This window comes from Kitasatospora sp. NPDC049258 (assembly GCF_040678895.1).
Classification (GTDB): Bacteria; Actinomycetota; Actinomycetes; order Streptomycetales; family Streptomycetaceae; genus Kitasatospora.
On the sequence record NZ_JBFAQT010000014.1, the window covers coordinates 88054 to 114923 of the forward strand.

Below are 26870 nucleotides of genomic sequence, written 5' to 3' on the forward strand. Positions count from 1 at the left end.
GGGTCCAGGCTGTCGGCCGGCTCCGCCGTTCGGCATGCTTCACTGGAGGGCGCGCCCGTGGGCGCCCGCGTTGCCCGCCTTACCCCTGGCAGTTAGGACCTCCACCCGTGAGCAGCAAGACGCACGCCACGCTCCGCTACACCTCCCTGCGGGTCAGCATCTTCCTCGGCTGCCTGCTGATCGCGCTGCTGCTGGGCCACTTCGGCGTCATCCCGGTGACCGGCAGCACCGGTGTGGTGTTCCTGGTGCTGCTCGCCGGCCTGGTCTCCGCGCCGATCAGCTACGTGCTGCTGAGCAAGCAGCGGGACGAGATGTCCGCGCAGATCAGCGCGAAGGTCGACACCATCCGGGCCCGTACCGCCGCTCAGAACGCGCAGGAGGACGAGGCCGACGAGGCCGCCCGCGCCGCTGTCCGGAACTGACCCTGGTGCCACCGTCCGAGGCCGGCCCGGCCGCCGCCCCGACCCCGCCGAAACGGCCCACCGGCCGTGACGTGGCGCGCCTGGCCGGTGTCTCGCAGGCCACCGTGTCGCTGGTGTTCTCCGGCTCGGACGCCGGCCACCGGGTCTCCGAGGCGACCCGGGAGCGGATCCGGGAGGCCGCCCGCAGTCTCGGCTACCGTCCGCAGGCGGCCGGCCGGCAGCTCCGGCTGGGCCGCAGCGGGATGATCCTGCTCGCGGTGCCCAACCTGCTCGGCCCCTTCTTCGGCCGGGTGCTGACCGGGGTCCACGAGGAGGCCGGCCGGCACGGCCTGGCCGTGGTGGTCAGCAGTGGCTGGGGCAGCGCCACCCTCGCGGACGCCGCCGCCACCAGCCGCTTCGACGGCCTGCTGGTCTGCTCCCCGGACGACAGCCAGCTCGGCGAGCTGCCCCCCGACACCCCCGCGGTCTTCCTGGACGCCGACCCGGCGGTCAACCGCGGCCGCCCGACCGTCGAACTCGACGTCGCCGGCGGGATGCGCGGCGCGGTCGAGCACCTGGTGGCGCTCGGACACCGGCGGATCGGCCATCTGCGCTCGACCCACAGCGCGTACACCTTCCGGGTCCGGCAGGCCGCCTTCGAGCAGGCCACCGCGGGGCTCGCGGTGGTGGAGGCGGGGGTCAGCCTGAACGAGGGCCGGCAGGCCGCCTTCGAGGCCGCGCACCGGCTGCTCGGCGGCCCGGACCGGCCGCGCGCCGTGGTCTGTGACGACGACGTGGTGGCGTCCGGGCTCTACCAGGCCGCCGCCGAGCTCGGGCTGCGGATCCCGGCCGACGTGTCGGTGGTCGGCCTCGACAACATCCCGGTGGCCGAGCTGCTGGCCCCGCCGCTCACCACCGTCGACCTGCCCGGCGAGGAGCTCGGCCGGGCCGGGGTCACCGCGCTCGCCGCCCTGCTGCGCGGCGAGGGGGCCACCGCCGTAGCGCCGCTGGCCACCTCGCTGGTGCTGCGCAGCTCGACCGCTCCGGCCGGCTGACCGGGCGCCCGGTCGGGCACCGGGCCGGGGCCGGCCGAGGGCCGGGGGATCAGGCGGCGCGCACGTGCTCCGGCGCGGCGGCGGCCGGTGCGGGGACGGCCCGCAGGCGGCCGCGGCAGCCGAACAGCAGCACGCCGCCCAGGCCGATCCCGGCCGTCGCGCAGAGCGCCACCGAGGGCAGCGAGTCGGTGGCCAGCAGCCCGGAGACCGCGTAGCCGGCCGCGTTGCCGGTGGCGAACAGGGTGACCAGCCAGGCGAAGGCCTCGGTCACCGTGCCGGCCGGCGCCAGCTCGGCCACCAGGACGAAGGCGGCGGCCAGCAGCGGGGCCAGGGCGATCCCGGAGAGCAGGGCCAGGCCGGCCATCGCGGCCGGACCGGGGAGCAGCAGCAGCGGCAGGTAGCTGGCGGCCATCGCCAGCGCGATCGTCCAGGTCCGGGTGGCGGTGCTGATCCGCCACGGCAGCGCGCCGTAGACCAGCGCGCCCACCAGACCGCCGAGCGCGGCGAGCGCCAGCAGGCTGCCGGCGCCACCGGGCAGGCCGCCGGGGTGGTCCTCGGCGTACGCGATGAACAGCACGTTCTGCGCGCCCACCGTCCAGCCGGCCCCGGCCAGTCCGAGCAGCAGCAGCACCAGGCCGGGGGAGCGCAGCGGGCCGAGCAGCCCGGCGGAGGCGGCCCTCGGCGGTGCCTGCCAGGCGCGCGCCGGGGCGGTGGTGGCGACCACCAGCGCGCCGAGCAGCCCGAGCGCGGCCGCCGTCCACAGCGCGGTGGACGGGCCGAAGGCGGCGGCCAGTGCGGCCACGGCGAGCGGTCCGGCCACGTACAGCACCTGCTGGGAGGCGGAGTCGAAGGCGTAGGCGGTGTCCAGCTGCTCCTCCTCGACCACGGCCGGCCACAGCGAGCGCAGGCAGGGTTCGAGCGGCGGCATCGCCAGCCCGGCGATCGCGGCCCCGACCGGCGCGGCGAGCGGCGAGCCGGGGGCGAGGGCGAGCAGCGCGTAGCCGAACCCGGCGACCACGGCGGAGGCGATCAGCACCCGGGGCTGCCCGGTGCGGTCCACGATCCGCCCGAGCACCGGCCCGCCGACGGCGGCGGCGATCGCGTACGCGGCGGTGGCCAGCCCGATCCTGCTGTACGGGGCGCCGGCCTCGCGCAGGGCCAGGGCGATGACCAGCGCGGTCATGCCTGCGGGCAGTCGGCCCAGCAGGGTGCCCAGCAGCAGTCGGGTGACGTGCGGGGCGCGGAGCAGGGCGAGATAGCCCATGGCGTTCGGTCTCCTGGGCAGGCGGGGGCAAGGGGGCACCAGTCAAGTTATACGTATAACTGCCCAGGGTCAATCCGGCGGGTGCGGTGGCCCGCCCGGTGGTTCGTCAACGCAGTTCAAACTAGTACTTTGAAGATCTCAAAGATTTATTGCTAATCTACCGGCCATGACCACCGCAGGCACCGCACCCCAGCCCGGGACGAGCGCTCCGCTCGCCGCCCGCTGTGCGTGCCTGCCCGGTGCCGTGGACGGCTCCGGCCGCTGCCGCTCCCGCTGCTGTACCGAGGCGGCACGCCCTTCCTGAGGCCCCGGACCCCCGTCCGCCCCTCCCGCCGTGCCGCCGGAGCAGTGCCCCATCCCCCGTCTGACCTCCCGTCTCCCCGGAGCCGCACGCCCATGTCCACACCCACCGCACCCTCGTTCCTGACGAAGGTCCGCGCCACCCCGTTCTGGGTCCAGATCGTCGGTGGCCTCGTCCTCGGCGGCCTGCTCGGCTGGCTCGCCCGCTCGCAGGACATCTCCTGGCTGACCACCACCCTGGAGACGATCGGCAAGACCTTCGTCCAGCTGCTCAAGCTGGCCGTGCCGCCGCTGGTCTTCACCGCGATCGTGGTGAGCGTCGCCAACCTGCGCAACGTCACCAACGCCGCCCGGCTGGCCGTCCGCACCCTGCTCTGGTTCCTGATCACCTCGCTGATCGCGGTCGCCATCGGCCTCACCCTCGGCCTGCTCACCGACCCGGGCAAGGGCGCCGGCCTGTCCACCGAGGGCGTCAAGGGCGTCGAGGACGCCGGCACCTGGGTGGACTTCCTGACCGGCATCATCCCGACCAACATCGCCGACGCCTTCCTCAAGGTGAACGTCCTTCAGATCGTCTTCCTGGCCGTCGTGGTCGGCATCGCGATCCTGAAGACCGGCGAGAAGGCCGCCCCCGTCCTCAAGCTCAGCGAGTCGGTCCTCGACCTCGTGCAGACCGCCCTGTGGTGGGTCATCCGGCTGGCGCCGCTCGGCACCCTCGGCCTGATCGGCAAGTCCGTCGCCAAGTACGGCTGGGACCTGCTCAAGCCGTTCGCGACGCTGACCATCGACGTCTACGTCGGCTGCGCGCTGGTGCTCTTCGTGGTCTACTCGCTGCTGCTGCGCTTCGTCGGCGGCCTCAACCCGCTGAACTTCTTCAAGGGCGCCTGGCCCGCGATCCAGCTGGCCTTCGTCTCCCGCTCCTCGGTGGGCACCCTGCCGGTCACCCGCCGGGTCACCGAGCGCCTCGGGGTGCCGACCGAGTACGTGTCCTTCGCCGTCCCGTTCGGCGCCACCACCAAGATGGACGGCTGCGCCGCGATCTACCCCTCGCTGGCCGCGATCTTCGTCGCCCAGGTGTACGGCATCGACCTCGGGGTCGGCGACTACCTGCTGATCGCCTTCGTCTCGGTGGTCGGCTCGGCGGCCACGGCCGGCCTCACCGGCGCGATCGTGATGCTCACCCTCACCCTCTCCACCCTGGGCCTGCCGCTGGAGGGCGTCGGTCTGCTGCTGGCGATCGACCCGATCCTCGACATGATCAGGACCGCCACCAACGTGGCCGGCCAGTCGGTCGTGCCGATCCTGGTCGCGGCCCGCGAGAAGACCCTCGACCTGACCGCGTACAACAACCCGACGGGTGATCTGCTGGACAAGCCCGTCGCCCCGGCCGAGGTCGCCGTCGCGGCCTGACCCCTCGGACGTGCGTCGAGCCCTTCCCCGCCCGGCGGGGGAGGGCTCGACCCGGTTCCGGGGCTCCCGTCAGGGCGCCGGGGAGCGCGGCGGGGTGCTCGGGATCCGCCGGGTGAAGAACAGGGCGAGCACCGAGGCGAGGGCGAGCACGGCGAGCGCGGCGCGCAGGCCGTCCAGCCGGGCGGCGGCGTTGGCGTCCAGTGCGGCCCCGGCCACCTCCGGGCCGACCCCGGCCTCGTCGAGGGCGGCCGTGAGCTGGGCGTCCGACAGGAAGGGCACGCCGCCCTCCAGTTGCACGGTCGCCCGGTCGGTCACCTCGGGCGGGACGGCCGGGTTCTGCGCGATGCCGGTCAGGAAGGAGCTGGTCAGCGCGGCGATCATGATCGAGCCGGCGAGGGCGGTGCCGATCGAGGCGCCGAGGTTGGTGACGGCGTTCTGCACCCCGCCGACCTCCGCGCTCTGCTCGTCCGGCACCGCGGACACGGTGACCGCGCCGAGCTGGGAGGCCAGCGCGCCCATGCCCAACCCGATCAGCAGCAGCGGCACGGTGACCACCTCCGCGCCCGCGTCCGCGTCGAGCAGGGCCAGCAGCAGCACCGCGCCGGCCAGCAGCGCCAGCACCCCGAGCCGGACCACCCGGCGCGGAGAGGCGTCCGGCAGCAGACGCGGGATCAGCACCGCCGCGGCCAGCAGGGTCAGCGAGAGCGGCAGGATGCGCGCGCCGGTCGCCAGCGCGGACAGGCCGAGCGCGACCGACAGGTACAGCGGGACGACGAAGAACACGCCCATCTGCACCAGGTACTGGAAGAAGAACATCGTCAGGCCGCCGGTGAGCTGCCGGTTCGCCAGCAGCGCCGGATCCACCAGCGGCTCCGCGTGCCGCGCCACCAGCCGGGCCTCCCAGCGCAGGAACAGCCACAGCAGCAGCAGGCCCGCCAGCATCAGCCAGACGACCAGGGAGATCCCCAGCCAGGCGGGGGCGTCGGGCTTCGGCCGGAACCAGCCCCACTCGCCCGAGCGGAGCACGCCGAGCACGAAGACCCCGAGCCCCAGTGCGGAGAGCAGGGCGCCGACCAGGTCGATCCGCGGCCGCTCGGCGGCCGGCGCGTCGACGATCCGGCGGGCCAGCACGAGGATGCCGAGCACCACCACCACCTCGCCGGCGAACACCCAGCGCCAGGAGAAGTAGGTGGTCGCCACCCCGCCGATGAGCGGCCCCAGCGCGATCGCCACGGCCCCGGCCGCGGCGACCAGTCCGTAGGCCGCGGGACGGCGCTCCGGGGGGAAGTTGCCGGCCACCAGCGCCACGATCGCCGGCAGGATCAGCGCCGCGCCGATGCCCTCCAGGAACGACCAGCCGGCCAGCAGCACCGGGAGGTTCGGGGCGAGCGCCGTGGTCGCCGAGCCGCAGCCGTAGATCACCGAGCCGATCATGAAGGCGCGCTTGCGGCCGATGATCGCGCCGACCTTGCCGCCCGGGATCATGAACATCGCCATCACCAGGGTGTACGCCGTGATGGCGCCCTGGATCCCGGTCACGGTGGTGCCCACGTCGTCGGCGACGGTCGCGATCGAGACGTTCATGACCGAGCTGTCCAGCGCCATCAGGAACTGCCCGGCCGCGAGCGCCAGCAGGACGACCCGCCCGGCCGCCGCCTTCCCCGAAGTCCCCGCACCACTGCCCATGGCGCCATGGTCCGCGCAATCCGGCCGGGCCGCCCGTCGACCCGCCGCCGCGGTACGGACCGTCAGCGGGCGTCGTACCACCACGATGGCCGGAATCCGCCCCCCGGACAAAGGCAGGGGGCCCGCCGAGTCCGGAAGAACCGGACCGGGGCGGGCCCCCTTGGTACTGCTCGTCATGCTCTTGCTGGCGGCCGATCAGGGCTGCCGACAGACCCACACGGGGTCCAGAGCGATCAGATCATCAGAGGATGGATCAGACAGGGGTGACGTTCTCCGCCTGCGGGCCCTTCGGGCCCTGGGTGACGTCGAAGCTGACCGCCTGGTTCTCCTCCAGCGAGCGGAAGCCGCTCGCATTGATGGCGGAGTAGTGGACGAAGACGTCGGGGCCGCCGCCCTCCTGGGCGATGAAGCCGAAGCCCTTCTCGGCGTTGAACCACTTGACGGTTCCGGTCGCCATACCGTTCTCCTTGCGAGCGACGTAGCGGGCACCACACCTTGTGGCACCCGGTCCGCTGCGCTGATCGCCCCGCCTCCGGAGTGGGTCCGGAGTTTTTCGCACAGTGCTCAATCAGTGCTCAATTGATGCTGGTGAAAAATTACAAAAAGCCTGCGGTTACATGCTCCGCAGGCTCCAAGTACTGCAAGGGGAATCAAACTGCAACTGTGTGGAACCGTAGCACGCGAGGGCTGCCCCGACCAGGGGTCTCCGAAAGCCGTACGCGGTGTGTCGGCCACCGGGTGCGAGGCCTTCCGTAAGGCGGGCATACCCTGCCAGCAGAGTACGAACAGCAGAGGGAGTGCGCGGTGACCGGTACGGACGCAGGCGGCCCGGCGGCGGTAAGGCCGCGGGTCGGACACATTCAGTTCCTCAACTGCCTCCCCCTCTACTGGGGCCTGGCCCGGACCGGAAACCTGCTCGATCTCGACCTGACCAAGGACACCCCCGAGAAGCTCAGCGACCAGCTGGTGAGCGGCTCGCTCGACATCGGCCCGATCACCTGTGTGGAGTACCTGCGCAACGCCGACCGGCTGGTGGTGCTGCCGGACATCGCGGTCGGCAGCGACGGCCCGGTGATGTCCTGCGTCATCGTCAGCAAGGTGCCGCTGGCCGAGCTGGACGGCCGGCCGGTCGCCCTCGGCTCCACCAGCCGGACCTCGGTGCGCCTGGCCCGGCTGCTGCTGGAGGAGCGCGAAGGGGTCCGCCCCGAGTACTTCGGCTGCCCGCCCGATCTGGACGCGATGCTGGCCCGGGCCGACGCGGCCGTGCTGATCGGCGACCCGGCCCTGCGGGCCTCGCTTCAGCAGGCGCCCACCCAGGGGCTGGCCGTGCACGACCTCGGCGCGATGTGGAAGGAGTGGACCGGGCTGCCGTTCGTCTTCGCCGTCTGGGCCGCCCGCCGCGACTACGCCGACCGGCACCCGGAGACGGTGGCCGCCGTCCACCGGGCCTTCCTGGAGTCCCGTGACCTCTCGCTGACCGAGGCCGCCCAGGTGGCCGCGCAGGCCGCCCGCTGGGAGTCCTTCGAGGCCCCGCTGCTGGAGCGGTACTTCAGCGAGGCCCTCGACTTCTCGCTGGGCCGGCGCCAGTTGGCCGGGATCGCCGAGTTCGCCCGCCGGGTGGCCGCCGACAGCGGCTTCGCGCCGGACGTGGCGATCGGCCTGCTGGAGCCGGCGCCGGTCGGTTGACCCCGGCCCGGGCCGCCGCCGGCGGTAGGGTCTGGGCTGCTGCGGCAGCGGCCTGACGGGCCGCCGGACACCCGCGCGGACCGACACGAGGGGACGGGCCATGGAGCCGCTGGCGGCGGGCGATCCGCGACAGATCGGCGAGTACCGGCTGCTGCGCCGGCTCGGGGCCGGCGGCATGGGCCGGGTCTACCTCGGCCGCACCGCGGGCGGCCGGACCGTCGCGGTCAAGGTGGTGCGCGGCGAGCTCGCCGACGACCCCGAGTTCCGGGCCCGCTTCCGTCAGGAGGTGGCGGCCGCCCGGCTGGTGGGCGGTGACCGGACGGCGCCGGTGCTGGACGCCGACACCGAGGGGCCGCGGCCCTGGGTCGCCACCGGCTACGTGGCCGGGCCGGCGCTGGGCGTCGCCGTCCGCCGCTTCGGGCCGCTGCCCGGGCCCGCCGTGCACGCCCTCGGCGCGGACCTGGCCGGCGCGCTCGCCCATGTGCACGCACTCGGCCTGGTGCACCGGGACGTCAAGCCCTCCAACGTGCTGCTCGCCCTGGACGGGCCGCGCCTGATCGACTTCGGCATCTCCCGGGCCCTGGACGGCGCCGCCGAGCTCACCGGGTCCGGCTTCGTGGTCGGCTCGCCCGGTTTCATGTCGCCGGAGCAGGCGGCGGGCGGCCGCGGCGGCGCGGCCTCGGACGTCTTCTCGCTCGGTGCGGTGCTGGCCTACGCGGCCACCGGGGCAGCGCCGTTCGGCGAGGGGGTCAGCGCGGCCGTCCTGCTCTACCGGGTGCTGCACGAGGAGCCCGACCTGGACGGGCTGGCGGGCGGGCTGCGCGAGGTGGTCGGGCGCTGCCTGGCCAAGCGGCCCGAAGACCGGCCGACCCCCGAAGCGTTGCGGGAGCTGCTGGCCGCCGGGGCGCCCGAGCCGGGCGAGGGCGGCTGGCTGCCGCCGGCGCTCTCGGCGGCGGTGGGCCGCAGCGCGGTCGAACTGCTCGACCTGGAGGGCGAGGCCGCCCGGCAGGCGGCGCCCGCCTCCGCTTCCGCCGCCGCCGCACTCGCCGCGGCTCCCGAGGACCGCCACCCCACCGAGCTGGACGCCCCCGGGGCGCCCGGGCGTCCGCCCGCGAGTGGCACGGCCACCGGGCGCGCGGGCCGGCGGCGGTGGGGCTGGGCGGCCGCCGCCGGGCTGGTGGTGGCGGCGGTCGGCGCAGCCCTGTGGATCCAGGGCCTGCCCGCGGACGGCGACCACCCGAGCCAGGACGGCGGCGCGGCCTCGGCCGCCTCGACCCCCGCCGGCTCGACCCCGGCCGCCTCGCCGCCCGCTTCCCCGGCCTCCGCGGCCGCGAGTACCGGCGGCGCGCTGCCGGCCGGCTACGTCGGCACCTGGAAGGGCGCGATCACCACCCAGATCGTCCCGCTCGCCAGTGACTTCGAGGTCCGGCTGACTGCCGGCCGGGTCGGTGAGAAGGTCGGCCGCACCAGCAACGCCTCCCGGCTGAGCAGCACCGTCTGCCACGGTGAGCTGACCCTGCTGTCGGTCGCGGCCGACCGGATCGTGGTGCAGGAGCGCCCGGTGCCCGGGGACGGCGCGGGGTGCACCGGCACGCCGGAGAAGCAGACCTACACCCTCAAGGACCCGCGCACCCTGCACCTTCAGGTGAGCGAGGCGCCGCTGGGTTCCGACCCGTTCGGCGACCTGGTCACGCAGGGCTGAGGGTGGCCGGGGCGGCCCGGAGCAGGGTCGGGCGGCGGCCCGGGCGAGGGCTCGGGCGAGGGCTCGGCCGGGGCCGCAGGGGCCTGGCGTAGGCTGGTTCGGTCATGTCGGCCGGGGCCCCCGCACCGGCGGAGGCGACCCGATGGATGGACAGAAAGAAGGCCCGCCAGGTGTCCGAGCAGACCCTTCCCGCGACCGACCTGCAGGCCGTTCTGGACCACGCGGCGGGCGGCGGCCGGATCACCCCGGCCCAGGCGCTCGAGCTCTACCGCTCCGCTCCGCTGCACGCGCTCGGCTCGGCCGCCGACGCGGTGCGCCGCCGCCGCTACGCGGGCGTCGAGCACATCGCGACGTACATCATCGAGCGCAACATCAACTACACCAACGTCTGCGTGACGGCCTGCAAGTTCTGCGCCTTCTACGTGGCGCCGAAGAGCGACAAGGGCTGGTCCCGCGACCTCGACGAGATCCTGCGCCGCTGCGCCGAGACGGTCGAGCTCGGCGGCACCCAGATCATGTTCCAGGGCGGCCACCACCCGGACTACGGCGTCGAGTACTACGAGCGGGCCTTCGCCGCGATCAAGGCCGACTTCCCGCAGCTGGTGATCCACTCGCTGGGCGCCTCCGAGGTCGAGCACATGGCCCGGATCTCCAAGGTCTCCATCGAGGAGGCGATCACCCGGATCAACCGGGCCGGTCTCGACTCCTTCGCCGGTGCCGGCGCCGAGCTGCTGCCGGCGCGGCCGCGGAAGGCGATCGCCCCGCTCAAGGAGTCCGGCGAGCGCTGGCTGGAGATCATGGAGACGGCGCACGGGCTGGGGGTCGAGTCGACCTCGACCATGCTGATGGGCACCGGCGAGACCAACGCCGAGCGGATCGAGCACCTGCGGATGATCCGCGACGTGCAGGACCGCACCGGCGGCTTCCGCGCCTTCATCCCGTACACCTACCAGCCGCAGAACAACCACCTCAAGGGCTCCACCCAGGCGACCGTCTTCGAGTACCTGCGGATGATCGCCATCGCCCGGCTGTTCCTCGACAACGTGGCCCACATCCAGGGCTCCTGGCTGACCACCGGCAAGGAGGCCGGCCAGCTGTCGCTGCACTACGGCGCCGACGACCTGGGCTCGGTGATGCTGGAGGAGAACGTGGTCTCGATGGCCGGCGCCAAGCACCGGTCGAACCTGACCGAGCTGATCCACCTGATCCGGGCGGCCGACCGGGTGCCGGCCCAGCGGGCGACCACCTACGAGCACCTGCGGGTGCTGGACGACCCGGCCAACGACCCGGTCGACCCCCGGGTGGCCTCGCACATCGCCTCCACCGCGCTCGACGGCGGCACCGCGCACCCCGAGCTGAAGATCCTCTCCGCGAGCTGATGCTGACCCTCCATCGGGCCGCCCTGCTGGTGCCCGACCCGGCCGATCCCACCGCCCCGTCGATCCCCGACGGGGCGGTGCTGGTGGACGGCGCCCTGGTGGCGGCGCTCGGGCCGTACGAGCAGCTGGCCCACCCGGGGGCCCGGGTCCGGGAGTGGGGCGGCCTGCTGCTGCCCGGTCTGCGCAACCCGGCCGGCCGGTGGCTGCTCGAGCGCGCCTACCACCCGGACCCGCGCGAGGAGCTGGGCGAGGCGCCGCTGCTGATCGAGGTCGACCCGGACCGCCGCAGCGGCAGCGCCCGGCGTGGCCTGCAGCGGATGCTGGCCTTCGGGACCACGGCGGTGGCCGGCCCGTTCGAGCTGCCGGCGGTCCGGACCGCGGTGGCCCGCTCCGGGCTGACCGCGCTGCCCGGGGACGGCGGGCCGGGCGGCCTCGACCCGCTGGCGGCGGGCAGCCCGGGCGAACTGGCGCACCGTGCACTGACGGTCGGTGCGGCAGCGGACTTCGCGGTCTTCGACGCGCCCTCCGTGGCGGCGCTGGCGGAGCGCGGGGCGGGCTGCTGCCTGGCGACCGTGCTGGGCGGACGGCTGCTGTACCGCCGCCGGTGACGAGCCGTGAGTTTCCCGCCAGGGTGTGGCCGGAAACCATACCGAGCGTGGCGATCCTCATATCGAATGATCAGGCACCACCGTGACCTGAGGGCCCGCCAGCGGCTACGATCCCGGTCAGCCACTCAGGTGACGGCAGCCAGGACAGGGAACCATGCAATCCGCGACCGCCCCCCGACCGAACGGGTCCTTCGGGCCCTCGGCTCGGCCACGGCTCGGCCGGGGCTGGTACCTCGTCGCCGTCCTCAGCGCGGTGCTCGCGCTCGGACTCTGCGTGCTCGGCTGGCGCCAGGCCGACCAGGCCGACCGGATCGCCGCCAACCCCGTCCGGGTCGACGGCACCATCACCCAGCTGCCCGGCGGCAGCGGCACCTACAGCCAGGTCCGCTACCAGGCCGGCGGCCGCCAGCTGCTCGCCGCCGACCTCTGGCTGCCCGAGGACGCCCGGCTCGGCGGGACCATCTGCCTGGAGCACGCCGCCGACGACCCGGGCGCGGTCCGGGTCTGCGGCGAGCGCTACCCGCAGCCGGTCGGCGTCGGGCTGGCGCAGACCAGCGTGCCGATCGCGCTGCTGCTGTGCGCCGGCTGCGTGTTCCGGATCTGGCGCCACCGGCGGGCCAACCCGGTGCGGCAGGGCGGCTCGCGGGTGCGCACCACGGTCGCGCTGGCCACCGAGGCGCTCGGCAACGGGATGCCCGCCATCACGCACGGCAAGCGCTCCCGCCGGCGGCGCAAGGGCGGCCGCCGCGCCGCGCGCTGACGCCGCGCGCCGATGTCCGCCGTCGGCCGCGCCGACCGCGCGCCGCCGCGCCGGGGCGTGCGTGGGTGTGCGGAGCGCCTGCCCGGGCCACCGCGCGCCGCACCCGGGGACACCCCGTCTGCCGCCCCGCCGGTGCCAAGGTGAACAATGGGTGGTGTGACCCGAGCCTCCCTGGACAAGCAGCCGCACGAAGTCGCCGCGATGTTCGACGACGTCGCGGCCAAGTACGACCGGACCAACGACGTCCTCTCCCTCGGCCAGACCCGCCTGTGGCGCCGCGCCGTGGCCGAGGCGATCGGTGCCGGCCCCGGGCAGCGGATCCTCGACCTGGGTGCCGGTACCGGCACCTCCTCGCTGCCCTTCGCCGAGTCCGGCGCCGAGGTGGTCCCCTGCGACTTCTCGCTCGGCATGCTCACCGAGGGCAAGCGCCGCCACCCCGAGCTGGCGCTGACGGCCGGCGACGCCACCAGGCTGCCCTTCGCCGACGGGGTCTTCGACGCCGTCACCATCTCCTTCGCGCTGCGCAACGTGCAGGACACCGACGCGGCGCTGAGCGAGCTGTACCGGGTCACCAAGCCCGGCGGCAAGCTGGTGATCTGCGAGTTCTCCACGCCGACCTGGACGCCGCTGCGCACGGTCTACACCGAGTACCTGATGCGGGCGCTGCCGCCGGTCGCCACCGCGGTCAGCAGCAACCCGGACGCCTACGTCTACCTCGCCGAGTCGATCCGCTCCTGGCCCGACCAGCCCGCCCTGGCCACCAAGCTCCAGCAGGCCGGCTGGTCCAAGGTCGCGTGGCGCAACCTCACCGGTGGCATCGTCGCCCTGCACCGGGGCTTCAAGGTCTGACAACTAGACTGCTGCGGGCGTCCGCAGCCCAGCCGGACCGAGCCCCCACACCGCCGTTCGCAGGAGAGTGCCAGCCGTGACCACCGACACCGCAGCCGATCTGACGAAGCCGGACAGCCCCGTGGAGAGCACCGCGGACGTCATCGTGGTCGGCGCCGGCCCGGCGGGCTCCACCACCGCGTACTACCTGGCCCAGGCCGGGTTGGACGTGCTGCTGCTGGAGAAGACCGAGTTCCCGCGCGAGAAGGTCTGCGGTGACGGCCTCACCCCGCGGGCCACCAAGCAGCTGGTCGACATGGGCATCGACGTCTCCACCGACAACGGCTGGCTGCACAACAAGGGCCTGCGGATCATCGGCGGCGGCGTCCGGCTGGAGCTGGACTGGCCCGAGCTGGCCGCCTTCCCCGACTACGGCCTGGTCCGCAAGCGGGCCGACTTCGACGAGCTGCTGGCCCGTCAGGCCCAGAAGGCCGGCGCCCGGCTGTACGAGCGGTGCAACGTCACCGGCCCGGTGCTGGACGAGCGGACCGGCCGGATCACCGGCGTCACCGCCAAGGTCGGCGAGGAGAAGCGGGCGGTGGTCTTCAAGGCCCCGCTGGTGGTCGCCGCCGACGGCAACTCCACCCGGCTCTCGGTCGCGATGGGGCTGCACCGCAAGGAGGACCGTCCGATGGGCGTCGCCTACCGGACGTACTTCACCTCGCCCCGGCACGACGACGACTACCTGGAGTCCTGGCTGGAGCTGCGGGATCCGCGGAAGAAGGACGAACTGCTGCCCGGCTACGGGTGGATCTTCGGGATGGGCGACGGCACCTCCAACGTGGGCCTCGGCATCCTCAACTCCTCGCCGGCCTTCGGCAACCTCAACTGGCCCGAGGTGCTCACCACCTGGTGCTCCGGGATGCCCGAGGAGTGGGGCTACACCCCGGAGAACATGACCGAGAAGATCCGCGGCGCGGCCCTGCCGATGGCCTTCAACCGGCAGCCGCACTACACCCGGGGCCTGCTGCTGGTCGGCGACGCCGGCGGCATGGTCAACCCGTTCAACGGCGAGGGCATCGCCTATGCGATGGAATCCGGCCAGATCGCGGCGGGCGTCATCGTCCAGGCCGCGGCCCGGATCACCGACACCGGGCGCGAGCGGGTGCTGCACAGCTACCCGAAGGTCCTCAAGGAGACCTACGGCGGCTACTACACGCTCGGCCGCGCCTTCGTGAAGCTGCTGGGCAGCCCCAAGGTGATGAAGATTGCCACCGAGCGCGGCCTCACCCATCCGCTGCTGATGAAGTTCACCCTGAAGCTCCTCGCCAACCTGACCGACCCCCAGGGCGGCGACGCGATGGACCGGCTGATCAACGGCCTCACCAAGGTCGCTCCGAACGCCTGACCCCGAACGCCTGACCCCGAACGCCTGACGCCTGACGCCTGACGCCTGACGGCCGCCCCGCCCCCGCCCGGATCCGCCCGGGCCCGGGCAGGGCGGCCGCAGGATTTCGCTGGCCCGTTCCGGGGTCGGAATGCTTGGATCCGGGCATGGACACCGAACTGCCGGACGGCTACGAGATCTCCACCGACCCGGCCCGGCTCGACGCCGCACTGATCCACCGCTGGCTCTCCGAGGACGCCTACTGGGCGCTCGGCCGCCCCCGGGAGAAGCAGGACCGGGCGATCGCGCACTCCCTCAACTTCGGTGTCTACGACGGTGCCTCGGGTGCGCAGGTCGGCTACGCCCGGCTGGTCACCGACCGGGCCACCTTCGGCTGGCTCTGCGACGTCTACATCGCTCCCGCGGCGCGCGGCCGCGGTCTGGGCACCGCGCTGGCCGCCGCCGTGCGCGGTCACCTCGACGAGTACGGCCTGCGGCGCGTCCTGCTGGCCACCGCCGACGCCCACGAGGTCTACGCCAAGGTCGGCTTCGAGCCGCTGGCCAAGCCGGAGAAGTGGATGGCGCTCGGCGAGCAGTAGGGCGGGCCGGCGGTGCGCCCGGTCAGGACTGCCAGCGGCGTTCGCCGTCGTACCACCGGTCGGTGGGGGTGAGGCCGAGGGCGGTGGCGACGGCGGCCGAGGCGTGGTGGTCGGGGTGGATGTGGGCGACCAGGGTGTCGACCTGGCCGGCCGTCAGCTCGACGGCGGCGGCGCGGGCCGCCTCGGTGGCGATGCCCCGGCCCTGCCAGGGGGTGCCGACCACCCAGGCGAGCTCGGCGGTGCGGCCGGTGACGGTGGCCTGCACGTACCCGGTCAGGCAGCCCTCCGTGCGCAGCCGGACCACCCAGTTGTGCCAGCTGGTGCCGGGCTCGGGGGAGCCGGCGGCCAGCCGGCGGTAGCGGGCGCGCAGTTCCGCGGGGGTGTCGGGGGCGCCGCCGGTGAAGGTGTACAGGGCCGGGTCGGCGAGCACGGCGGCCATCTCCTCGGCGTGCTCCTCCCGCAGCGGGATGAGGTCGAGCCGCTCGGTCGGGGTGATGCCGAGGGAGCGCCGCTCGACGTACGCCATCCGCTGTTCGAAGACCTCCCAGGCATCCGGGGTGAGGGTGCGCAGGGCGACCAGGGCGGCGAGGACCACGTCGCAGATCTCGTGCTGGACGTCCTGCCAGCTGTGCGTGACCCCCTTGCGCGGGTTCTGGCCGGTGGCGCCGATGACGGCCCGGCCGACCTCGCCGACCTCCTCGGAGAGCTTGAGGATCCGCAGCAGCTTCTCGTCACCCGCCGGCAGCCGGCTCTCCCGGTCCAGCCAGGCGACCAGCGCGTCGACGGTCTGCCAGGTGGTCCGGTCCATGTGCGCGGCTCCCGTACGGCGAGGGGGTGGGCCCCCACCGTACGGGAGCGGGGCCGGCGTCAGCCCTTGGCGATCTTGACGTTGCGGATGTCGGTCTTCAGAGCCGGGTAGCCGTCGCCGGGCCCGTTCTGGTCGTCCTCGCCCGCCGCGGCGATCTTCTGCAGCACGTCGAGGCCGCCGGTGACCTGGCCGAACGGGGTGTAGGCGGGGGAGAGCTTGGTGTCCTTCCAGACGAAGAAGAACTGGCTGCCGTTGGTGTTTGGGCCGGCGTTGGCCATCGCCACGGTGCCGGCCGGGTAGGTCGCCCCGGTCAGGTTCTCGTCCGGGAACGAGTAGCCCGGGCCGCCGCTGCCGGTGCCGGTCGGGTCGCCGCACTGGAGGACGAAGATCCGCTGGGTGGTGAGCCGGTGGCAGTGGCTCTTGTCGAAGAAGTCGTGCTCGGCGAGGAAGCGGAACGAGAAGGTGGTGCACGGAGCCTGGTCGGTCAGCGCCTTGAAGGTGATGTCGCCCTGCCGGGTCTTCAGCGTGGCCTTGTAGGGCTTGGCGGCCTTGACCGCGTCGAAGACCGGGATGCCCTTGAAGTTGTCGGCGGGTACGGCCGGTGTGTAGGTGCAGCCGACCTGGAGCGCGGGGGCCGCGGCGGCGGATCCGGCGGTGGTCGCCAGGGTGAGCGGGACGGTGGCGGCGGCCAGGAGCAGGGCCCAGTGCTTGCGCTTCACGTGCGGAACCTCCGGAGGGAACGGGCCTGGTGGCATGGACGTGTCACTCGCGAACGTGTCATCCATGCCCACTGTGCCCGTGGCTACTCCTGCGCCACTCCCGAGTCGCAGCCGGCAGCGGAGCCGGCCGTCAGATCGGGTGTCCCTCGGAGTCGGTCGGCAGCCGCTGGGTGTTGAACTCGATCTGCCAGGCCGTCAGTTCGCCCGAAGGGCGCTCGCAGAGCACCGCCCCGTCCTGCCAGATGCCGTCGGTGTCGTACCACTGACTGCCGGGCGGGTCGCCCTGGTTGAGGTGGACGTCGTGCACGCCGGGGCCGTCGGTGAAGCCCTGGCCGAACACGTAGATCCGGTGCGCCCGGCGCAGCCTGGACTCCAGCACGTCCAGGGCGTTGTCGCCGTCGCTGGCCACCCACGGCGAGAGCGGCGCCCGGAGCCGGGCGAGCAGTGCGGCCAGCCGGTCGGCGAGGTTGGGGCCGTACACCGGGGCGCCGACCGCCGGGTGCAGCAGCGCCTCGACCAGCCGCTCGACCAGCGTGTGCAGGGTCGGCAGCCAGGCCGGATCCCGGAGCATCGGGCTGCGCTGGTAGTCGAGCGCGCCCGAGTCGGGGCGCCGGGCGAGCAGGTGGAAGCCGTCGGGCAGGGCCCGGACGGCGGCGGTGCCGGCGGCCTCCAGCCGGTCGACCACCCGGTAGGCGACGCCGACCCCGCTCGGGGAGTCGACGTCCAGCGCCGCCTGGTAGGGCCCCTGCGGAGTGTCCAGGACCAGGTGGCCGTGGTACCACTCGCCGAAGTCGTGGGTCGGATCGCGGGTGAACTCCCGGAACGTGCCGATGGCGACGCCGTAGCGCGGTAACGACATGGCCGGCTCCTCTGCGCGCGGAAGCGAGCGAACGGGTGCTGCTTCCAGTGTGGTCGTGGCGTCCCGCGGCGGCATCCGGCGGACCGCCGCGTTCGTGCGCTTGTGAACAAAGGGTCAAGCGGCTGCACCGGGCCGGCCACTCTCGCGGGTGAGGGCCTATAACACGTCAACCTGAGGTGGCCGAAATTTGCTTCGGGCGTCGCGTGATTGATATAGGCGCGAGCCGCTGACCTGTCGCTTCACTGTTGAATGCGACTGATTGTGCCCATTTGCCTCCACTGTGTTGATTGATTGCGACTTGATCGCCTACGTGATCCTTTGCGAGGTGGCGTAGATCACAAAGATCGTCTGGGACTGCGTGTCGCAGATCACAAGCGGACGGGCATAGGATGCGCTCGATCCAGGCTTTGTGAACTGCCTCACATGAGTTGGATCTCAGGAAGTGGATCACGGGCTCACCTGCGGTGATCCTGCGGTTCCGATCTGCAGTCAAGGACGACTGGACGGAGGGAGCGGGGGCTTATGAATGCCTACGCGCCGATCCTCGTACTCGGTGCCATCGCGGCGGCGTTCGCGGTCGGCTCCGTCACGATGGCCTCACTGACCGGCCCCAAGCGGTACAACCGGGCCAAGTTGGAGGCGTACGAGTGCGGCATCGAGCCGACCCCGCAGCCCGTGGGCGGCGGTCGGTTCCCGATCAAGTACTACCTGACGGCGATGCTCTTCATCGTCTTCGACATCGAGATCGTCTTCCTCTACCCGTGGGCGGTCAGCTTCGACGCCCTGGGGATCTTCGGGCTGGTCGAGATGTTGCTCTTCATCGCCACCGTCTTCGTCGCGTACGCCTACGTGTGGCGCCGCGGCGGTCTGGAGTGGGACTGACCGGGCCGGCCTTGTGAACCGGCGCGCAAGGTGAACGGGCGTCATCGCCACCGGACTTGGATCGCATTGAGAGGGAACTGATGGGAATCGAGGAGAAGCTGCCGAGCGGCTTTCTGCTCACCAGCGTCGAGGCCGCCGCCGGGTGGGTGCGGAAGGCGTCTGTCTTCCCCGCCACCTTCGGGCTCGCCTGCTGCGCGATCGAGATGATGACCACCGGCGCGGGCCGCTACGACCTGGCCCGGTTCGGCATGGAGGTGTTCCGCGGCTCGCCGCGGCAGGCCGATCTGATGATCGTGGCGGGCCGGGTGAGCCAGAAGATGGCCCCGGTGCTGCGCCAGGTGTACGACCAGATGCCGAACCCCAAGTGGGTCATCTCGATGGGCGTCTGCGCCTCCTCCGGCGGCATGTTCAACAACTACGCCATCGTGCAGGGCGTCGACCACATCGTGCCGGTCGACATCTACCTCCCGGGCTGCCCGCCCCGCCCGGAGATGCTGCTGGACGCGATCATCAAGCTGCACGACAAGATCCAGCACGAGAAGCTCGGGGTCAACAAGGTCCGGGCGCAGGAGGAGGCGGAGCAGGTCGCCCTGCACGCCACCCCGACCAGCGAGATGGGCGGGCTGCTGCGATGAGCGACGACAGCACCGTCCCGGCCTCCCGCAAGGAGCCGCAGCGCACCGAGCTGCCGGTCGAGGTGGTCGGCCGCCGGCAGGGCATGTTCGGTGCCCACGGCACCGGCGACACCTCCGGCTTCGGCGGCCTTTCCGCCCCGATCGCGCTGCCCCCGGCGAGCGTGCGCCCGTACGGGCACGGCTTCGACGAGGTGGCCGACGAGCTGGAGGGGGCCCTGGAGGAGCAGGGGCTCGACCCGGCCGAGGTGATCGAGAAGACCGTGGTGGACCGGGGTGAACTCACCTTCCACATCAGCCGCGAGCACCTGCTGCGCGCCGTCCGCACCCTGCGCGACGACCCGGCGCTGCGCTACGAGCTGTGCCTCGGGGTGAGCGGCGTGCACTACCCGAGCGACCAGGGCCGCGAGCTGCACGCGGTGTACCACCTGCGCTCGATCACCCACGGCCGGCTGCTGCGGCTGGAGGTCACCGCGCCCGACGCCGACCCGCGGATCCCGTCCGTGGTCAGCGTCTACCCGACCAACGACTGGCACGAGCGGGAGACCTACGACTTCTTCGGCCTGGTCTTCGAGGGCCACCCCGCGCTGACCCGGATCATGATGCCGGACGACTGGCTGGGCCACCCGCAGCGCAAGGACTACCCGCTCGGCGGCATCCCCGTCGAGTACAAGGGCGCCCAGATCCCGGCGCCCGACCAGCGGAGGTCGTACAGCTGATGACCACTCACTATGAAGCAGGTGCGCGCGAGACCACCGAGGGGCGGGTGTTCACCGTCACCGGCGGCGACTGGGGCGAGGTGGTCGAGGCCGTCGGCCGTGCCGACGACGAGCGGATCATCGTCAACATGGGCCCCCAGCACCCGTCCACCCACGGCGTGCTGCGGCTGATCCTGGAGATCGACGGTGAGACGGTGACCGAGGCCCGCTGCGGCATCGGCTACCTGCACACCGGCATCGAGAAGAACATGGAGTTCCGCAACTGGGTCCAGGGCACCACCTTCGTCACCCGGATGGATTACCTGACCCCGCTGTTCAACGAGACCGCGTACTGCCTCGCGGTGGAGAAGCTGCTCGGGATCACCGACCAGGTCCCGGACCGGGCGACCGTGATCCGGGTGCTGATGATGGAGCTCAACCGGATCTCCTCGCACCTGGTGGCGCTGGCCACCGGCGGCATGGAGATCGGCTCCACCACCCTGATGATCTACGGCTTCCGGGACCGCGAGGTCATCCTCGACATCTTCGAACTGGTCACCGGCCTGCGGATGAACCACGCCTACGTCCGCCCCGGCGGCCTGGCCCAGGACCTCCCGCCCGGCGCCGTCGACCAGGTCCGCGAGGGCATCAAACTGCTCCGCTCGCGGATGCACGAGTACGACAAACTGGCCACCGACAACCCGGTGTTCAAGGCCCGGCTGGTCGACGTCGGCCACCTGGACCTGGCCGGCTGTCTGGCGCTCGGCGCCACCGGCCCGATCCTGCGGGCCACCGGCCTGCCGCACGACCTGCGCAAGTCCGACCCGTACTGCGGCTACGAGAACTACGACTTCGAGGTGGCGGTCGCCGATACCGCGGACTCCTACGGGCGGTTCCTGATCCGCCTGGAGGAGATGCGGCAGTCGCTGCGGATCGCCGAGCAGTGCCTGGACCGGCTGAAGCCCGGCCCGGTGATGGTGGCCGACAAGAAGATCGCCTGGCCGGCCCAACTGGCCGTCGGCCCGGACGGCATGGGCAACTCGCTCGACCACATCCGCACCATCATGGGCACCTCGATGGAGGCCCTGATCCACCACTTCAAGCTGGTCACCGAGGGCTTCCGGGTCCCGGTCGGCCAGGCGTACACGGCGGTCGAGTCGCCCAAGGGGGAGCTCGGGGTGCACGTGGTGAGCGACGGTGGCACCCGGCCCTACCGGGTCCACTTCCGCGACCCGTCGTTCACCAACCTGCAGACGATGGCGGCGATGTGCGAGGGCGGCCAGGTCGCCGACGTGATCGTCGCGGTGGCCGGGATCGACCCGGTGATGGGAGGCGTGGACCGGTGACCAACGTAGAACTCGGTCTGCCGGCGATGCCGGCCGTGCCGTACCCGGCCGAGGTGCGCGAGCGCCTCGCCTCGGACGCCCGCGAGCTGATCGACCGCTACCCGGTCGCCCGCTCCGCGCTGCTCCCGCTGCTGCACCTGGTGCAGGCCGAGGAGGGCTTCGTCAGCCCGACCGGCATCCGCTTCTGCGCCGAGCAGCTCGACCTGACCACCGCCGAGGTGACCGCGGTCGCGACCTTCTACACGATGTACCGGCGGCGCCCCGCCGGGAAGTACCACGTCGGGGTCTGCACCAACACGCTCTGCGCGGTGCTCGGCGGCGACCAGATCTTCGCCGAGCTCCAGGAGCACCTGGGCGTCGGCAACAACGAGACCACCGCCGACGGCGAGATCTCGATCGAGCACATCGAGTGCAACGCGGCCTGCGACTACGCCCCCGTGGTGATGGTCAACTGGGAGTTCTTCGACAACCAGACGCCCGAGAGCGCCCGGCAGCTGGTCGACGACCTGCGGGCCGGCCAGCAGCCGATGCCCACCCGGGGCGCCCGGCTCTGCTCCTTCCGGGAGACCTCCCGGATCCTGGCCGGTTTCCCCGACGAGCGCGCCGGCGCGGTCGACGACTCCGGCGCCGGTGGCGCGCCCTCGCTGGCCGGGCTCCGGCTGGCCAAGGGCGAGGCCCTGCCCGGCACCCCGGGCACCAAGGTGGTCGCCCCCCGGCACGAAGGGACGGAAGCGTGATGACCTCCGCCGAGCCGGCCGAGAAGCTCCTCTCACCGGTCCTCTCCGCCTCCTGGGACGACGTCCGCCCCTGGACCTTGGAAACCTACCGCCGGCACGAGGGGTACGAGGGGCTGCGGGCCGCCCTCGCCATGCCGCCGGACGACGTGATCGCGCTGGTCAAGGACTCCGGCCTGCGCGGCCGCGGCGGGGCCGGCTTCCCGACCGGCATGAAGTGGCAGTTCATCCCGCAGAACGACGGCAAGCCGCACTACCTGGTGGTCAACGCGGACGAGTCCGAGCCGGGCACCTGCAAGGACATCCCGCTGCTCTTCGCCAACCCGCACAGCCTGATCGAGGGCATGATCATCGCGTCCTACGCGATCCGCTGCGACCACGCCTTCATCTACCTGCGCGGCGAGGTGGTCCCGGTGCTGCGCCGGCTGCACGCCGCGGTCGCCGAGGCCTACCAGGCCGGCTTCCTCGGCAAGGACATCCTCGGCTCCGGGGTCGACCTCGACATCACCGTGCACGCGGGCGCCGGGGCGTACATCTGCGGCGAGGAGACCGCGCTGCTGGACTCGCTGGAGGGCCGCCGCGGCCAACCGCGGCTGCGGCCCCCGTTCCCGGCCATCGCCGGTCTGTACGCCTGCCCGACCGTGGTCAACAACGTCGAGTCGATCGCCTCGGTGCCGCCGATCCTGGCCCGCGGCAAGGACTGGTTCAAGTCGCTGGGCACCGAGAAGTCCCCGGGCTTCACGCTGTACTCGCTGTCCGGCCACGTCACCAACCCGGGCCAGTACGAGGCGCCGCTCGGTGTGACGCTGCGCCAGCTGCTGGACATCAGCGGCGGCGTCCGGGCCGGCCACCGGCTGAAGTTCTGGACCCCGGGCGGCTCCTCCACCCCGATGTTCACCGACCAGCACCTCGACGTCCCGCTCGACTACGAGGGGGTCGGCGCGGCCGGCTCGATGCTCGGCACCAAGGCGCTGCAGGTCTTCGACGAGACCACCTGCGTGGTGCGGGCGGTCACCCGGTGGACGGAGTTCTACGCCCACGAGTCCTGCGGCAAGTGCACCCCCTGCCGGGAGGGCACCTACTGGCTGGTCCAACTGCTGAAGCGGATCGAGGCCGGCCAGGGCGTCGACGGTGACCTGGAGAAGCTGCTGGACATCGCCGACAACATCAACGGCAAGTCCTTCTGCGCGCTCGGCGACGGCGCCGCCAGCCCGATCGTCTCCTCGCTCCAGCACTTCCGCGCCGAGTACGAGCAGCACATCGCCGAGCGCCGCTGCCCCTTCGACCCGGCCGCCGCCACGGTGTGGGCCGACCGGTCGCCCGCCCACGATTCCGCCACCGAGAGGGAGGTGCACGCGTGACGATCACTGAGCCCTCCACCCAGGTGGAGCTGGTCACGCTCACCATCGACGGCGTCGAGGTCCAGGTGCCCAAGGGCACCCTGGTGATCCGCGCCGCCGAACAGATCGGCACCCAGATCCCGCGCTTCTGCGACCACCCGCTGCTCGCCCCGGCCGGGGCCTGCCGGCAGTGCATCGTGGAGGTCGAGGGCCAGCGCAAGCCGGTCGCCTCGTGCACCATCCCGGTGGCCGAGGGCATGGTGGTCCGCACCCAGGTCAGCTCGCCGGTCGCCGAGAAGGCGCAGCGCGGCGTGATGGAGCTGCTGCTGATCAACCACCCGCTGGACTGCCCGGTCTGCGACAAGGGCGGCGAGTGCCCGCTGCAGAACCAGGCGATGTCCACCGGCGGCGCGGACTCCCGCTTCGAGGGGATGAAGCGGACCTACGAGAAGCCGGTGCCGATCTCCACCCAGGTGCTGCTGGACCGCGAGCGCTGCGTGCTGTGCGCCCGCTGCACCCGGTTCTCCCAGGAGATCGCCGGCGACCCGTTCATCGACCTGGTCGAGCGCGGCGCGCTGCAGCAGGTCGGCACCGGTGAGGGCGACGAGTTCCGGTCGTACTTCTCCGGCAACACCATCCAGATCTGCCCGGTCGGCGCGCTCACCTCGGCCGCCTACCGGTTCCGCTCCCGGCCGTTCGACCTGGTCTCCTCGCCCAGCGTGTGCGAGCACTGCTCGGCCGGCTGCGGCCAGCGCACCGACCACCGGCGCGGCAAGGTGCTGCGCCGGCTGGCGGGCAACGAGCCGGAGATCAACGAGGAGTGGAACTGCGACAAGGGCCGGTTCGCCTTCCGCTACGCGCAGCAGCGCGACCGGCTGGCCACCCCGCTGGTCCGCGACCCGAGCGGTGAACTCGTCCCCGCCTCCTGGTCCGAGGCGCTCGCCGCCGCCGCCGAGGGACTGCGCGGCGCCCGTGCCGGGGTGCTCACCGGCGGCCGGGTGACGGTCGAGGACGCCTACGGCTACGCCAAGTTCGCCCGGGTGGTGCTGGGCACCAACGACGTGGACTTCCGGGCCCGCCCGCACAGCGGTGAGGAGGCGGACTTCCTGGCCGCCGCCGTCGCCGGCCGCGGGGTCGACCTGGACGGCGAGGGCGTCTCGTACGCGGCGCTGGAGGCGGCCCCCGCGGTGCTGCTGGCCGGGCTGGAGCCCGAGGAGGAGGCGCCGATCGTCTTCCTGCGGCTGCGCAAGGCCAACCGGGCCGCCGGTCTCAAGGTCTACGCGATCGCCTCGCACGCCACGCGGGGCCTGGGCAAGCTGCACGGCGCGCTGCTGCCGGCCGCGCCCGGCACCGAGGCGGAGTGGCTGACGGCGCTGGCCGGCGACGATGTGCTGGCGGACGACGCCGGCCGGGCCGCCGACCAGCTGCGCAGCCCGGGCGCCGTGATCCTGGTGGGCGAGCGGCTGGCCGCCGTCCCGGGCGGGCTCTCCGCCGCGCTGCGGCTGGCCGCGGTGACCGGGGCCGAGCTGGCCTGGGTGCCGCGCCGGGCGGGCGAGCGGGGTGCGGTCGAGGCCGGGGCGCTGCCGGGGCTGCTGCCCGGTGGCCGGGCGGTGTCCGTACCGGCCGCGCGGGCCGAGGCGGCCGAGCTGTGGGGGGTGTCCGACCTGCCGGTGCGGCTCGGCCGGGACACCGACCAGATGCTGGCCGCGACCGTGCGGGGCGACCTGACGGCGCTGGTGCTCGGCGGGGTCGGCCTGGACGACCTGCCGGATCCGGCGCTCGCCGAGGAGGCGCTGACCAGGGCCTCCTTCGTGCTCTCGCTGGAGCTGCGGCCGTCCGCCGTCACCGAGCACGCCGACGTGGTGCTGCCGGTGGCCGCGGTGGCCGAGAAGGCCGGCACCTTCCTGGACTGGGAGGGCCGGGTCCGGATGTTCGAGCCGGCGCTCAAGGCGGACCAGCTGATGCAGCGCCAACTGCACTCGGACGTCAGGGTGCTGAACATGCTGGCGGAGGCGTTCGGCCGCCCGCTGGGCCTGCCCGACGTGCGGGCGGCCCGGTTCGAGCTGGACCGTTTCGCCCCGTGGCAGGGCGACCGCCCGACCGCGCCGGCCGTCCACCCGGACCCGCTGCCGCGCCCGACCGCCGGCCAGGCCGTGCTGGCGGGCCACCGGCTGCTGCTGGACAACGGCTCGCTCCAGCAGGGCGATCCGCACCTGGCGGGCACCCGGCACCCGGCGGTGGCCAGGCTGTCGCCGGTGACCGCCAAGGAGATCGGCGCCGAGCGGAGCGTGCGGATCACCGGTCCGGCCGGCTCGCTGGTGCTGCCGCTGGAGCTCAACCAGGAGCTGCCCGACCGCACGGTCTGGCTGCCGCTCAACTCCACCCCGGGCGGCGCCCACCGCGCGCTCGGCACCACCGTCGGCCACCTGGTCACCATCACCGCGGCCGAGGAGGCGTGATGCTTGCTGCCTACGAGACCCTGGGATTCTTCGGCCGTGACCCCTGGTGGTTGGTGCTGCTGAAGGCGGTCTTCGTCTTCGCCTTCCTGGTCCTCACGGTGCTGATCGCGATCGTCTGGGAGCGCAAGGTCGTCGCCTGGATGCAGCTGCGGATCGGCCCCAACCGGCACGGTCCGTGGGGCCTGCTCCAGTCGCTGGCCGACGGCGTCAAGCTGGCGCTGAAGGAGGACCTGGTGGTGAAGGGCGCCGACAAGGCGGTCTACATCCTGGCTCCGATCGTCAGCGCCATCCCGGCCTTCATGGCCTTCGCGGTGATCCCCTTCGGCCCGGCCGGCGACGAGATCTCGATCTTCGGCACCCGGACCCCGATGCAGCTCACCGACCTGCCGATCGCCCTGCTCTACATCCTGGCGACCGCCTCGATCGGCATCTACGGCATCGTGCTGGCCGGCTGGTCCTCCGGCTCCACCTACCCGCTGCTCGGCGGGGTGCGCTCGGCCGCGCAGATGATCTCGTACGAGATCGCGATGGGCCTGTCCTTCGCGGCGGTGTTCATCTACTCGGGTTCGATGTCGACCTCGGAGATCGTCGCCTCGCAGCAGCCGACCTGGTTCGCGGTGCTGCTGCCGGTGTCGTTCATCGTGTACATCATCGCGATGGTCGGCGAGACCAACCGGGCGCCGTTCGACCTCCCGGAGGCCGAGGGCGAGCTGGTCGGCGGCTTCAACACCGAGTACAGCTCGCTGAAGTTCGCGATGTTCATGCTGGCCGAGTACGTCAACATGGTCACCGTCTCGGCGGTGGCGTCCACCCTCTTCCTGGGCGGCTGGCGGGCCCCGTGGCCGATCTCCACCTTCTGGGAGGGGGCGAACCACGGCTGGTGGCCGCTGCTCTGGATCACCATCAAGATCCAGCTGCTGCTGTTCTTCTTCATCTGGCTCCGCGGCACGCTGCCCCGGCTGCGCTACGACCAGTTCATGAAGCTGGGCTGGAAGGTGCTGATCCCGGTCTCGCTGGTCTGGCTGGTGATGGTGGCCAGCGTCCGGGCGCTGCGCAACGAGGGGTACGACTTCGGCAAGGTGGTGCTCTACGTCGGCGCGCCGATCGCGGTGCTGCTGCTGCTCGCCCTGGTGCGGGACGTGATCCGGCGCAAGCCCGAGCCCGCGGCCGGGCCGGCGCCGGAGGCCTTCGACCCGATGGCGGGCGGCTACCCGGTGCCCCCGCTGCCCGGCCAGGAGCTCCCCCCGGTGCCGCGCCGGCCCAGCCGGACCCCGCAACTGCAGGACGCCCTCAACGGGGCCGACCATTCCGAAGGGAGCTGAACCGAG

Annotated in this window: 25 protein-coding genes; 19 read left to right on the forward strand and 6 right to left on the reverse strand. The window is 72.8% G+C overall.

Annotated elements, in window-relative coordinates; all coding sequences use genetic code 11:
- Positions 1 to 107 precede the first annotated feature (107 nt).
- Both AB0K43_RS14735 and AB0K43_RS14740 read left to right on the forward strand, forming a co-directional pair.
- On the forward strand, positions 108 to 422 hold the full coding sequence (locus AB0K43_RS14735) for a DUF4229 domain-containing protein (RefSeq protein ID WP_363639523.1): 315 nt from the start codon (positions 108 to 110) through the stop codon (positions 420 to 422).
- Between the two features lie 5 nt (positions 423 to 427).
- Positions 428 to 1456 (forward strand): LacI family DNA-binding transcriptional regulator, encoded by a 1029-nt coding sequence (locus tag AB0K43_RS14740; protein ID WP_363639525.1) that lies wholly within the window; start codon positions 428 to 430, stop codon positions 1454 to 1456.
- A gap of 49 nt (positions 1457 to 1505) precedes the next feature.
- On the opposite strand, the gene AB0K43_RS14745 is transcribed toward AB0K43_RS14740, so the two are convergent.
- On the reverse strand, positions 1506 to 2720 hold the full coding sequence (locus AB0K43_RS14745; protein ID WP_363639527.1) for an MFS transporter: 1215 nt from the start codon (positions 2718 to 2720) through the stop codon (positions 1506 to 1508).
- Between the two features lie 396 nt (positions 2721 to 3116).
- On the opposite strand from AB0K43_RS14745, the gene AB0K43_RS14750 reads away from it, so the two are divergent.
- Positions 3117 to 4430, forward strand: coding sequence for a dicarboxylate/amino acid:cation symporter (locus AB0K43_RS14750; protein WP_363639529.1), 1314 nt, complete (start codon positions 3117 to 3119; stop codon positions 4428 to 4430).
- Between the two features lie 69 nt (positions 4431 to 4499).
- On the opposite strand, the gene AB0K43_RS14755 is transcribed toward AB0K43_RS14750, so the two are convergent.
- Positions 4500 to 6116 carry an MFS transporter gene (locus tag AB0K43_RS14755; RefSeq protein WP_363639531.1) on the reverse strand — a complete coding sequence of 539 codons (1617 nt, stop codon included), beginning with the start codon at positions 6114 to 6116 and terminating at the stop codon, positions 4500 to 4502.
- A 253-nt stretch (positions 6117 to 6369) separates the two neighbouring features.
- The gene (locus AB0K43_RS14760; protein ID WP_003998944.1) at positions 6370 to 6573 is read right to left on the reverse strand and encodes a cold-shock protein; all 204 of its coding nucleotides are present in this window, start codon (positions 6571 to 6573) and stop codon (positions 6370 to 6372) included.
- A gap of 347 nt (positions 6574 to 6920) precedes the next feature.
- On the opposite strand from AB0K43_RS14760, the gene AB0K43_RS14765 reads away from it, so the two are divergent.
- The 8 genes from AB0K43_RS14765 to AB0K43_RS14800 all read left to right on the forward strand — a co-directional run bounded on the left by AB0K43_RS14765 (position 6921) and on the right by AB0K43_RS14800 (position 15065).
- Positions 6921 to 7802 carry a menaquinone biosynthesis protein gene (locus tag AB0K43_RS14765; RefSeq protein WP_363639533.1) on the forward strand — a complete coding sequence of 294 codons (882 nt, stop codon included), beginning with the start codon at positions 6921 to 6923 and terminating at the stop codon, positions 7800 to 7802.
- 100 nt (positions 7803 to 7902) lie between these two features.
- A complete protein-coding gene (locus AB0K43_RS14770) occupies positions 7903 to 9504 on the forward strand; it encodes a serine/threonine-protein kinase (RefSeq protein ID WP_363639535.1) in 1602 nt (533 codons plus the stop codon).
- 146 nt (positions 9505 to 9650) lie between these two features.
- A complete protein-coding gene (gene mqnC / locus AB0K43_RS14775) occupies positions 9651 to 10883 on the forward strand; it encodes a cyclic dehypoxanthinyl futalosine synthase (protein ID WP_363639537.1) in 1233 nt (410 codons plus the stop codon).
- Entirely contained in the window at positions 10883 to 11491 is a 609-nt protein-coding gene (locus tag AB0K43_RS14780; RefSeq protein ID WP_363639539.1) for a hypothetical protein, read from the forward strand. The genes mqnC and AB0K43_RS14780 overlap by 1 nt, the downstream gene beginning before the upstream one ends.
- A gap of 154 nt (positions 11492 to 11645) precedes the next feature.
- On the forward strand, positions 11646 to 12251 hold the full coding sequence (locus AB0K43_RS14785) for a hypothetical protein (RefSeq protein ID WP_363639541.1): 606 nt from the start codon (positions 11646 to 11648) through the stop codon (positions 12249 to 12251).
- Between the two features lie 156 nt (positions 12252 to 12407).
- On the forward strand, positions 12408 to 13100 hold the full coding sequence (locus tag AB0K43_RS14790) for a demethylmenaquinone methyltransferase (protein WP_363639543.1): 693 nt from the start codon (positions 12408 to 12410) through the stop codon (positions 13098 to 13100).
- Positions 13101 to 13200: 100 nt separating this feature from the next.
- Positions 13201 to 14487 carry a geranylgeranyl reductase family protein gene (locus AB0K43_RS14795; protein ID WP_363639696.1) on the forward strand — a complete coding sequence of 429 codons (1287 nt, stop codon included), beginning with the start codon at positions 13201 to 13203 and terminating at the stop codon, positions 14485 to 14487.
- Between the two features lie 146 nt (positions 14488 to 14633).
- On the forward strand, positions 14634 to 15065 hold the full coding sequence (locus tag AB0K43_RS14800; RefSeq protein WP_363639545.1) for a GNAT family N-acetyltransferase: 432 nt from the start codon (positions 14634 to 14636) through the stop codon (positions 15063 to 15065).
- A 22-nt stretch (positions 15066 to 15087) separates the two neighbouring features.
- Here the strand turns inward: AB0K43_RS14800 and AB0K43_RS14805 are convergent, their stop codons facing one another.
- The 3 genes from AB0K43_RS14805 to AB0K43_RS14815 all read right to left on the reverse strand — a co-directional run bounded on the left by AB0K43_RS14805 (position 15088) and on the right by AB0K43_RS14815 (position 17451).
- Positions 15088 to 15591 (reverse strand): GNAT family N-acetyltransferase, encoded by a 504-nt coding sequence (locus tag AB0K43_RS14805; protein WP_363639698.1) that lies wholly within the window; start codon positions 15589 to 15591, stop codon positions 15088 to 15090.
- 341 nt (positions 15592 to 15932) lie between these two features.
- A complete protein-coding gene (locus AB0K43_RS14810; protein WP_363639547.1) occupies positions 15933 to 16592 on the reverse strand; it encodes a peptidylprolyl isomerase in 660 nt (219 codons plus the stop codon).
- 130 nt (positions 16593 to 16722) lie between these two features.
- The gene (locus AB0K43_RS14815) at positions 16723 to 17451 is read right to left on the reverse strand and encodes a DUF2278 family protein (protein WP_363639549.1); all 729 of its coding nucleotides are present in this window, start codon (positions 17449 to 17451) and stop codon (positions 16723 to 16725) included.
- 522 nt (positions 17452 to 17973) lie between these two features.
- Here AB0K43_RS14815 and AB0K43_RS14820 point away from each other — a divergent pair.
- The 8 genes from AB0K43_RS14820 (at position 17974) to nuoH (ending at position 26864) form a co-directional block, all read left to right on the forward strand.
- Positions 17974 to 18333 (forward strand): NADH-quinone oxidoreductase subunit A, encoded by a 360-nt coding sequence (locus AB0K43_RS14820; RefSeq protein ID WP_033822576.1) that lies wholly within the window; start codon positions 17974 to 17976, stop codon positions 18331 to 18333.
- Positions 18334 to 18413: 80 nt separating this feature from the next.
- Positions 18414 to 18968 carry an NADH-quinone oxidoreductase subunit B family protein gene (locus AB0K43_RS14825; RefSeq protein ID WP_363639551.1) on the forward strand — a complete coding sequence of 185 codons (555 nt, stop codon included), beginning with the start codon at positions 18414 to 18416 and terminating at the stop codon, positions 18966 to 18968.
- Complete coding sequence (locus tag AB0K43_RS14830; RefSeq protein WP_363639553.1) at positions 18965 to 19684, forward strand: NADH-quinone oxidoreductase subunit C; 720 nt, start codon at positions 18965 to 18967, stop codon at positions 19682 to 19684. Before AB0K43_RS14825 ends, AB0K43_RS14830 begins: the two co-directional genes overlap by 4 nt.
- The gene (locus AB0K43_RS14835) at positions 19684 to 21009 is read left to right on the forward strand and encodes an NADH-quinone oxidoreductase subunit D (RefSeq protein ID WP_363639555.1); all 1326 of its coding nucleotides are present in this window, start codon (positions 19684 to 19686) and stop codon (positions 21007 to 21009) included. The genes AB0K43_RS14830 and AB0K43_RS14835 overlap by 1 nt, the downstream gene beginning before the upstream one ends.
- Positions 21006 to 21746: an NADH-quinone oxidoreductase subunit NuoE gene (nuoE, locus tag AB0K43_RS14840; RefSeq protein ID WP_363639556.1), complete on the forward strand. Its 741-nt coding sequence runs from the start codon at positions 21006 to 21008 to the stop codon at positions 21744 to 21746. Before AB0K43_RS14835 ends, nuoE begins: the two co-directional genes overlap by 4 nt.
- Positions 21746 to 23104: an NADH-quinone oxidoreductase subunit NuoF gene (gene nuoF, locus AB0K43_RS14845; RefSeq protein ID WP_363639558.1), complete on the forward strand. Its 1359-nt coding sequence runs from the start codon at positions 21746 to 21748 to the stop codon at positions 23102 to 23104. Before nuoE ends, nuoF begins: the two co-directional genes overlap by 1 nt.
- Complete coding sequence (locus AB0K43_RS14850) at positions 23101 to 25542, forward strand: NADH-quinone oxidoreductase subunit G (RefSeq protein WP_363639560.1); 2442 nt, start codon at positions 23101 to 23103, stop codon at positions 25540 to 25542. Before nuoF ends, AB0K43_RS14850 begins: the two co-directional genes overlap by 4 nt.
- Positions 25542 to 26864 (forward strand): NADH-quinone oxidoreductase subunit NuoH, encoded by a 1323-nt coding sequence (gene nuoH, locus AB0K43_RS14855; RefSeq protein WP_363639562.1) that lies wholly within the window; start codon positions 25542 to 25544, stop codon positions 26862 to 26864. The genes AB0K43_RS14850 and nuoH overlap by 1 nt, the downstream gene beginning before the upstream one ends.
- Positions 26865 to 26870 lie beyond the last annotated feature (6 nt).

Excerpts from the sequence above, each read along its gene's own strand:
- AB0K43_RS14745 (WP_363639527.1), bottom strand. The coding sequence starts at position 2,720 with ATGGGCTATCTCGCCCTGCTCCGCGCCCCGCACGTCACCCGACTGCTG.
- AB0K43_RS14750 (WP_363639529.1), top strand. The coding sequence starts at position 3,117 with ATGTCCACACCCACCGCACCCTCGTTCCTGACGAAGGTCCGCGCCACC.
- AB0K43_RS14755 (WP_363639531.1), bottom strand. The coding sequence starts at position 6,116 with ATGGGCAGTGGTGCGGGGACTTCGGGGAAGGCGGCGGCCGGGCGGGTC.
- AB0K43_RS14760 (WP_003998944.1), bottom strand. The coding sequence starts at position 6,573 with ATGGCGACCGGAACCGTCAAGTGGTTCAACGCCGAGAAGGGCTTCGGC.
- AB0K43_RS14770 (WP_363639535.1), top strand. The coding sequence starts at position 7,903 with ATGGAGCCGCTGGCGGCGGGCGATCCGCGACAGATCGGCGAGTACCGG.
- mqnC (WP_363639537.1), top strand. The coding sequence starts at position 9,651 with ATGGACAGAAAGAAGGCCCGCCAGGTGTCCGAGCAGACCCTTCCCGCG.
- AB0K43_RS14780 (WP_363639539.1), top strand. The coding sequence starts at position 10,883 with ATGCTGACCCTCCATCGGGCCGCCCTGCTGGTGCCCGACCCGGCCGAT.
- AB0K43_RS14785 (WP_363639541.1), top strand. The coding sequence starts at position 11,646 with ATGCAATCCGCGACCGCCCCCCGACCGAACGGGTCCTTCGGGCCCTCG.
- AB0K43_RS14800 (WP_363639545.1), top strand. The coding sequence starts at position 14,634 with ATGGACACCGAACTGCCGGACGGCTACGAGATCTCCACCGACCCGGCC.
- AB0K43_RS14805 (WP_363639698.1), bottom strand. The coding sequence starts at position 15,591 with ATGGCGTACGTCGAGCGGCGCTCCCTCGGCATCACCCCGACCGAGCGG.
- AB0K43_RS14815 (WP_363639549.1), bottom strand. The coding sequence starts at position 17,451 with ATGTCGTTACCGCGCTACGGCGTCGCCATCGGCACGTTCCGGGAGTTC.
- AB0K43_RS14820 (WP_033822576.1), top strand. The coding sequence starts at position 17,974 with ATGAATGCCTACGCGCCGATCCTCGTACTCGGTGCCATCGCGGCGGCG.
- AB0K43_RS14825 (WP_363639551.1), top strand. The coding sequence starts at position 18,414 with ATGGGAATCGAGGAGAAGCTGCCGAGCGGCTTTCTGCTCACCAGCGTC.
- AB0K43_RS14830 (WP_363639553.1), top strand. The coding sequence starts at position 18,965 with ATGAGCGACGACAGCACCGTCCCGGCCTCCCGCAAGGAGCCGCAGCGC.
- AB0K43_RS14835 (WP_363639555.1), top strand. The coding sequence starts at position 19,684 with ATGACCACTCACTATGAAGCAGGTGCGCGCGAGACCACCGAGGGGCGG.
- nuoF (WP_363639558.1), top strand. The coding sequence starts at position 21,746 with ATGACCTCCGCCGAGCCGGCCGAGAAGCTCCTCTCACCGGTCCTCTCC.
- nuoH (WP_363639562.1), top strand. The coding sequence starts at position 25,542 with ATGCTTGCTGCCTACGAGACCCTGGGATTCTTCGGCCGTGACCCCTGG.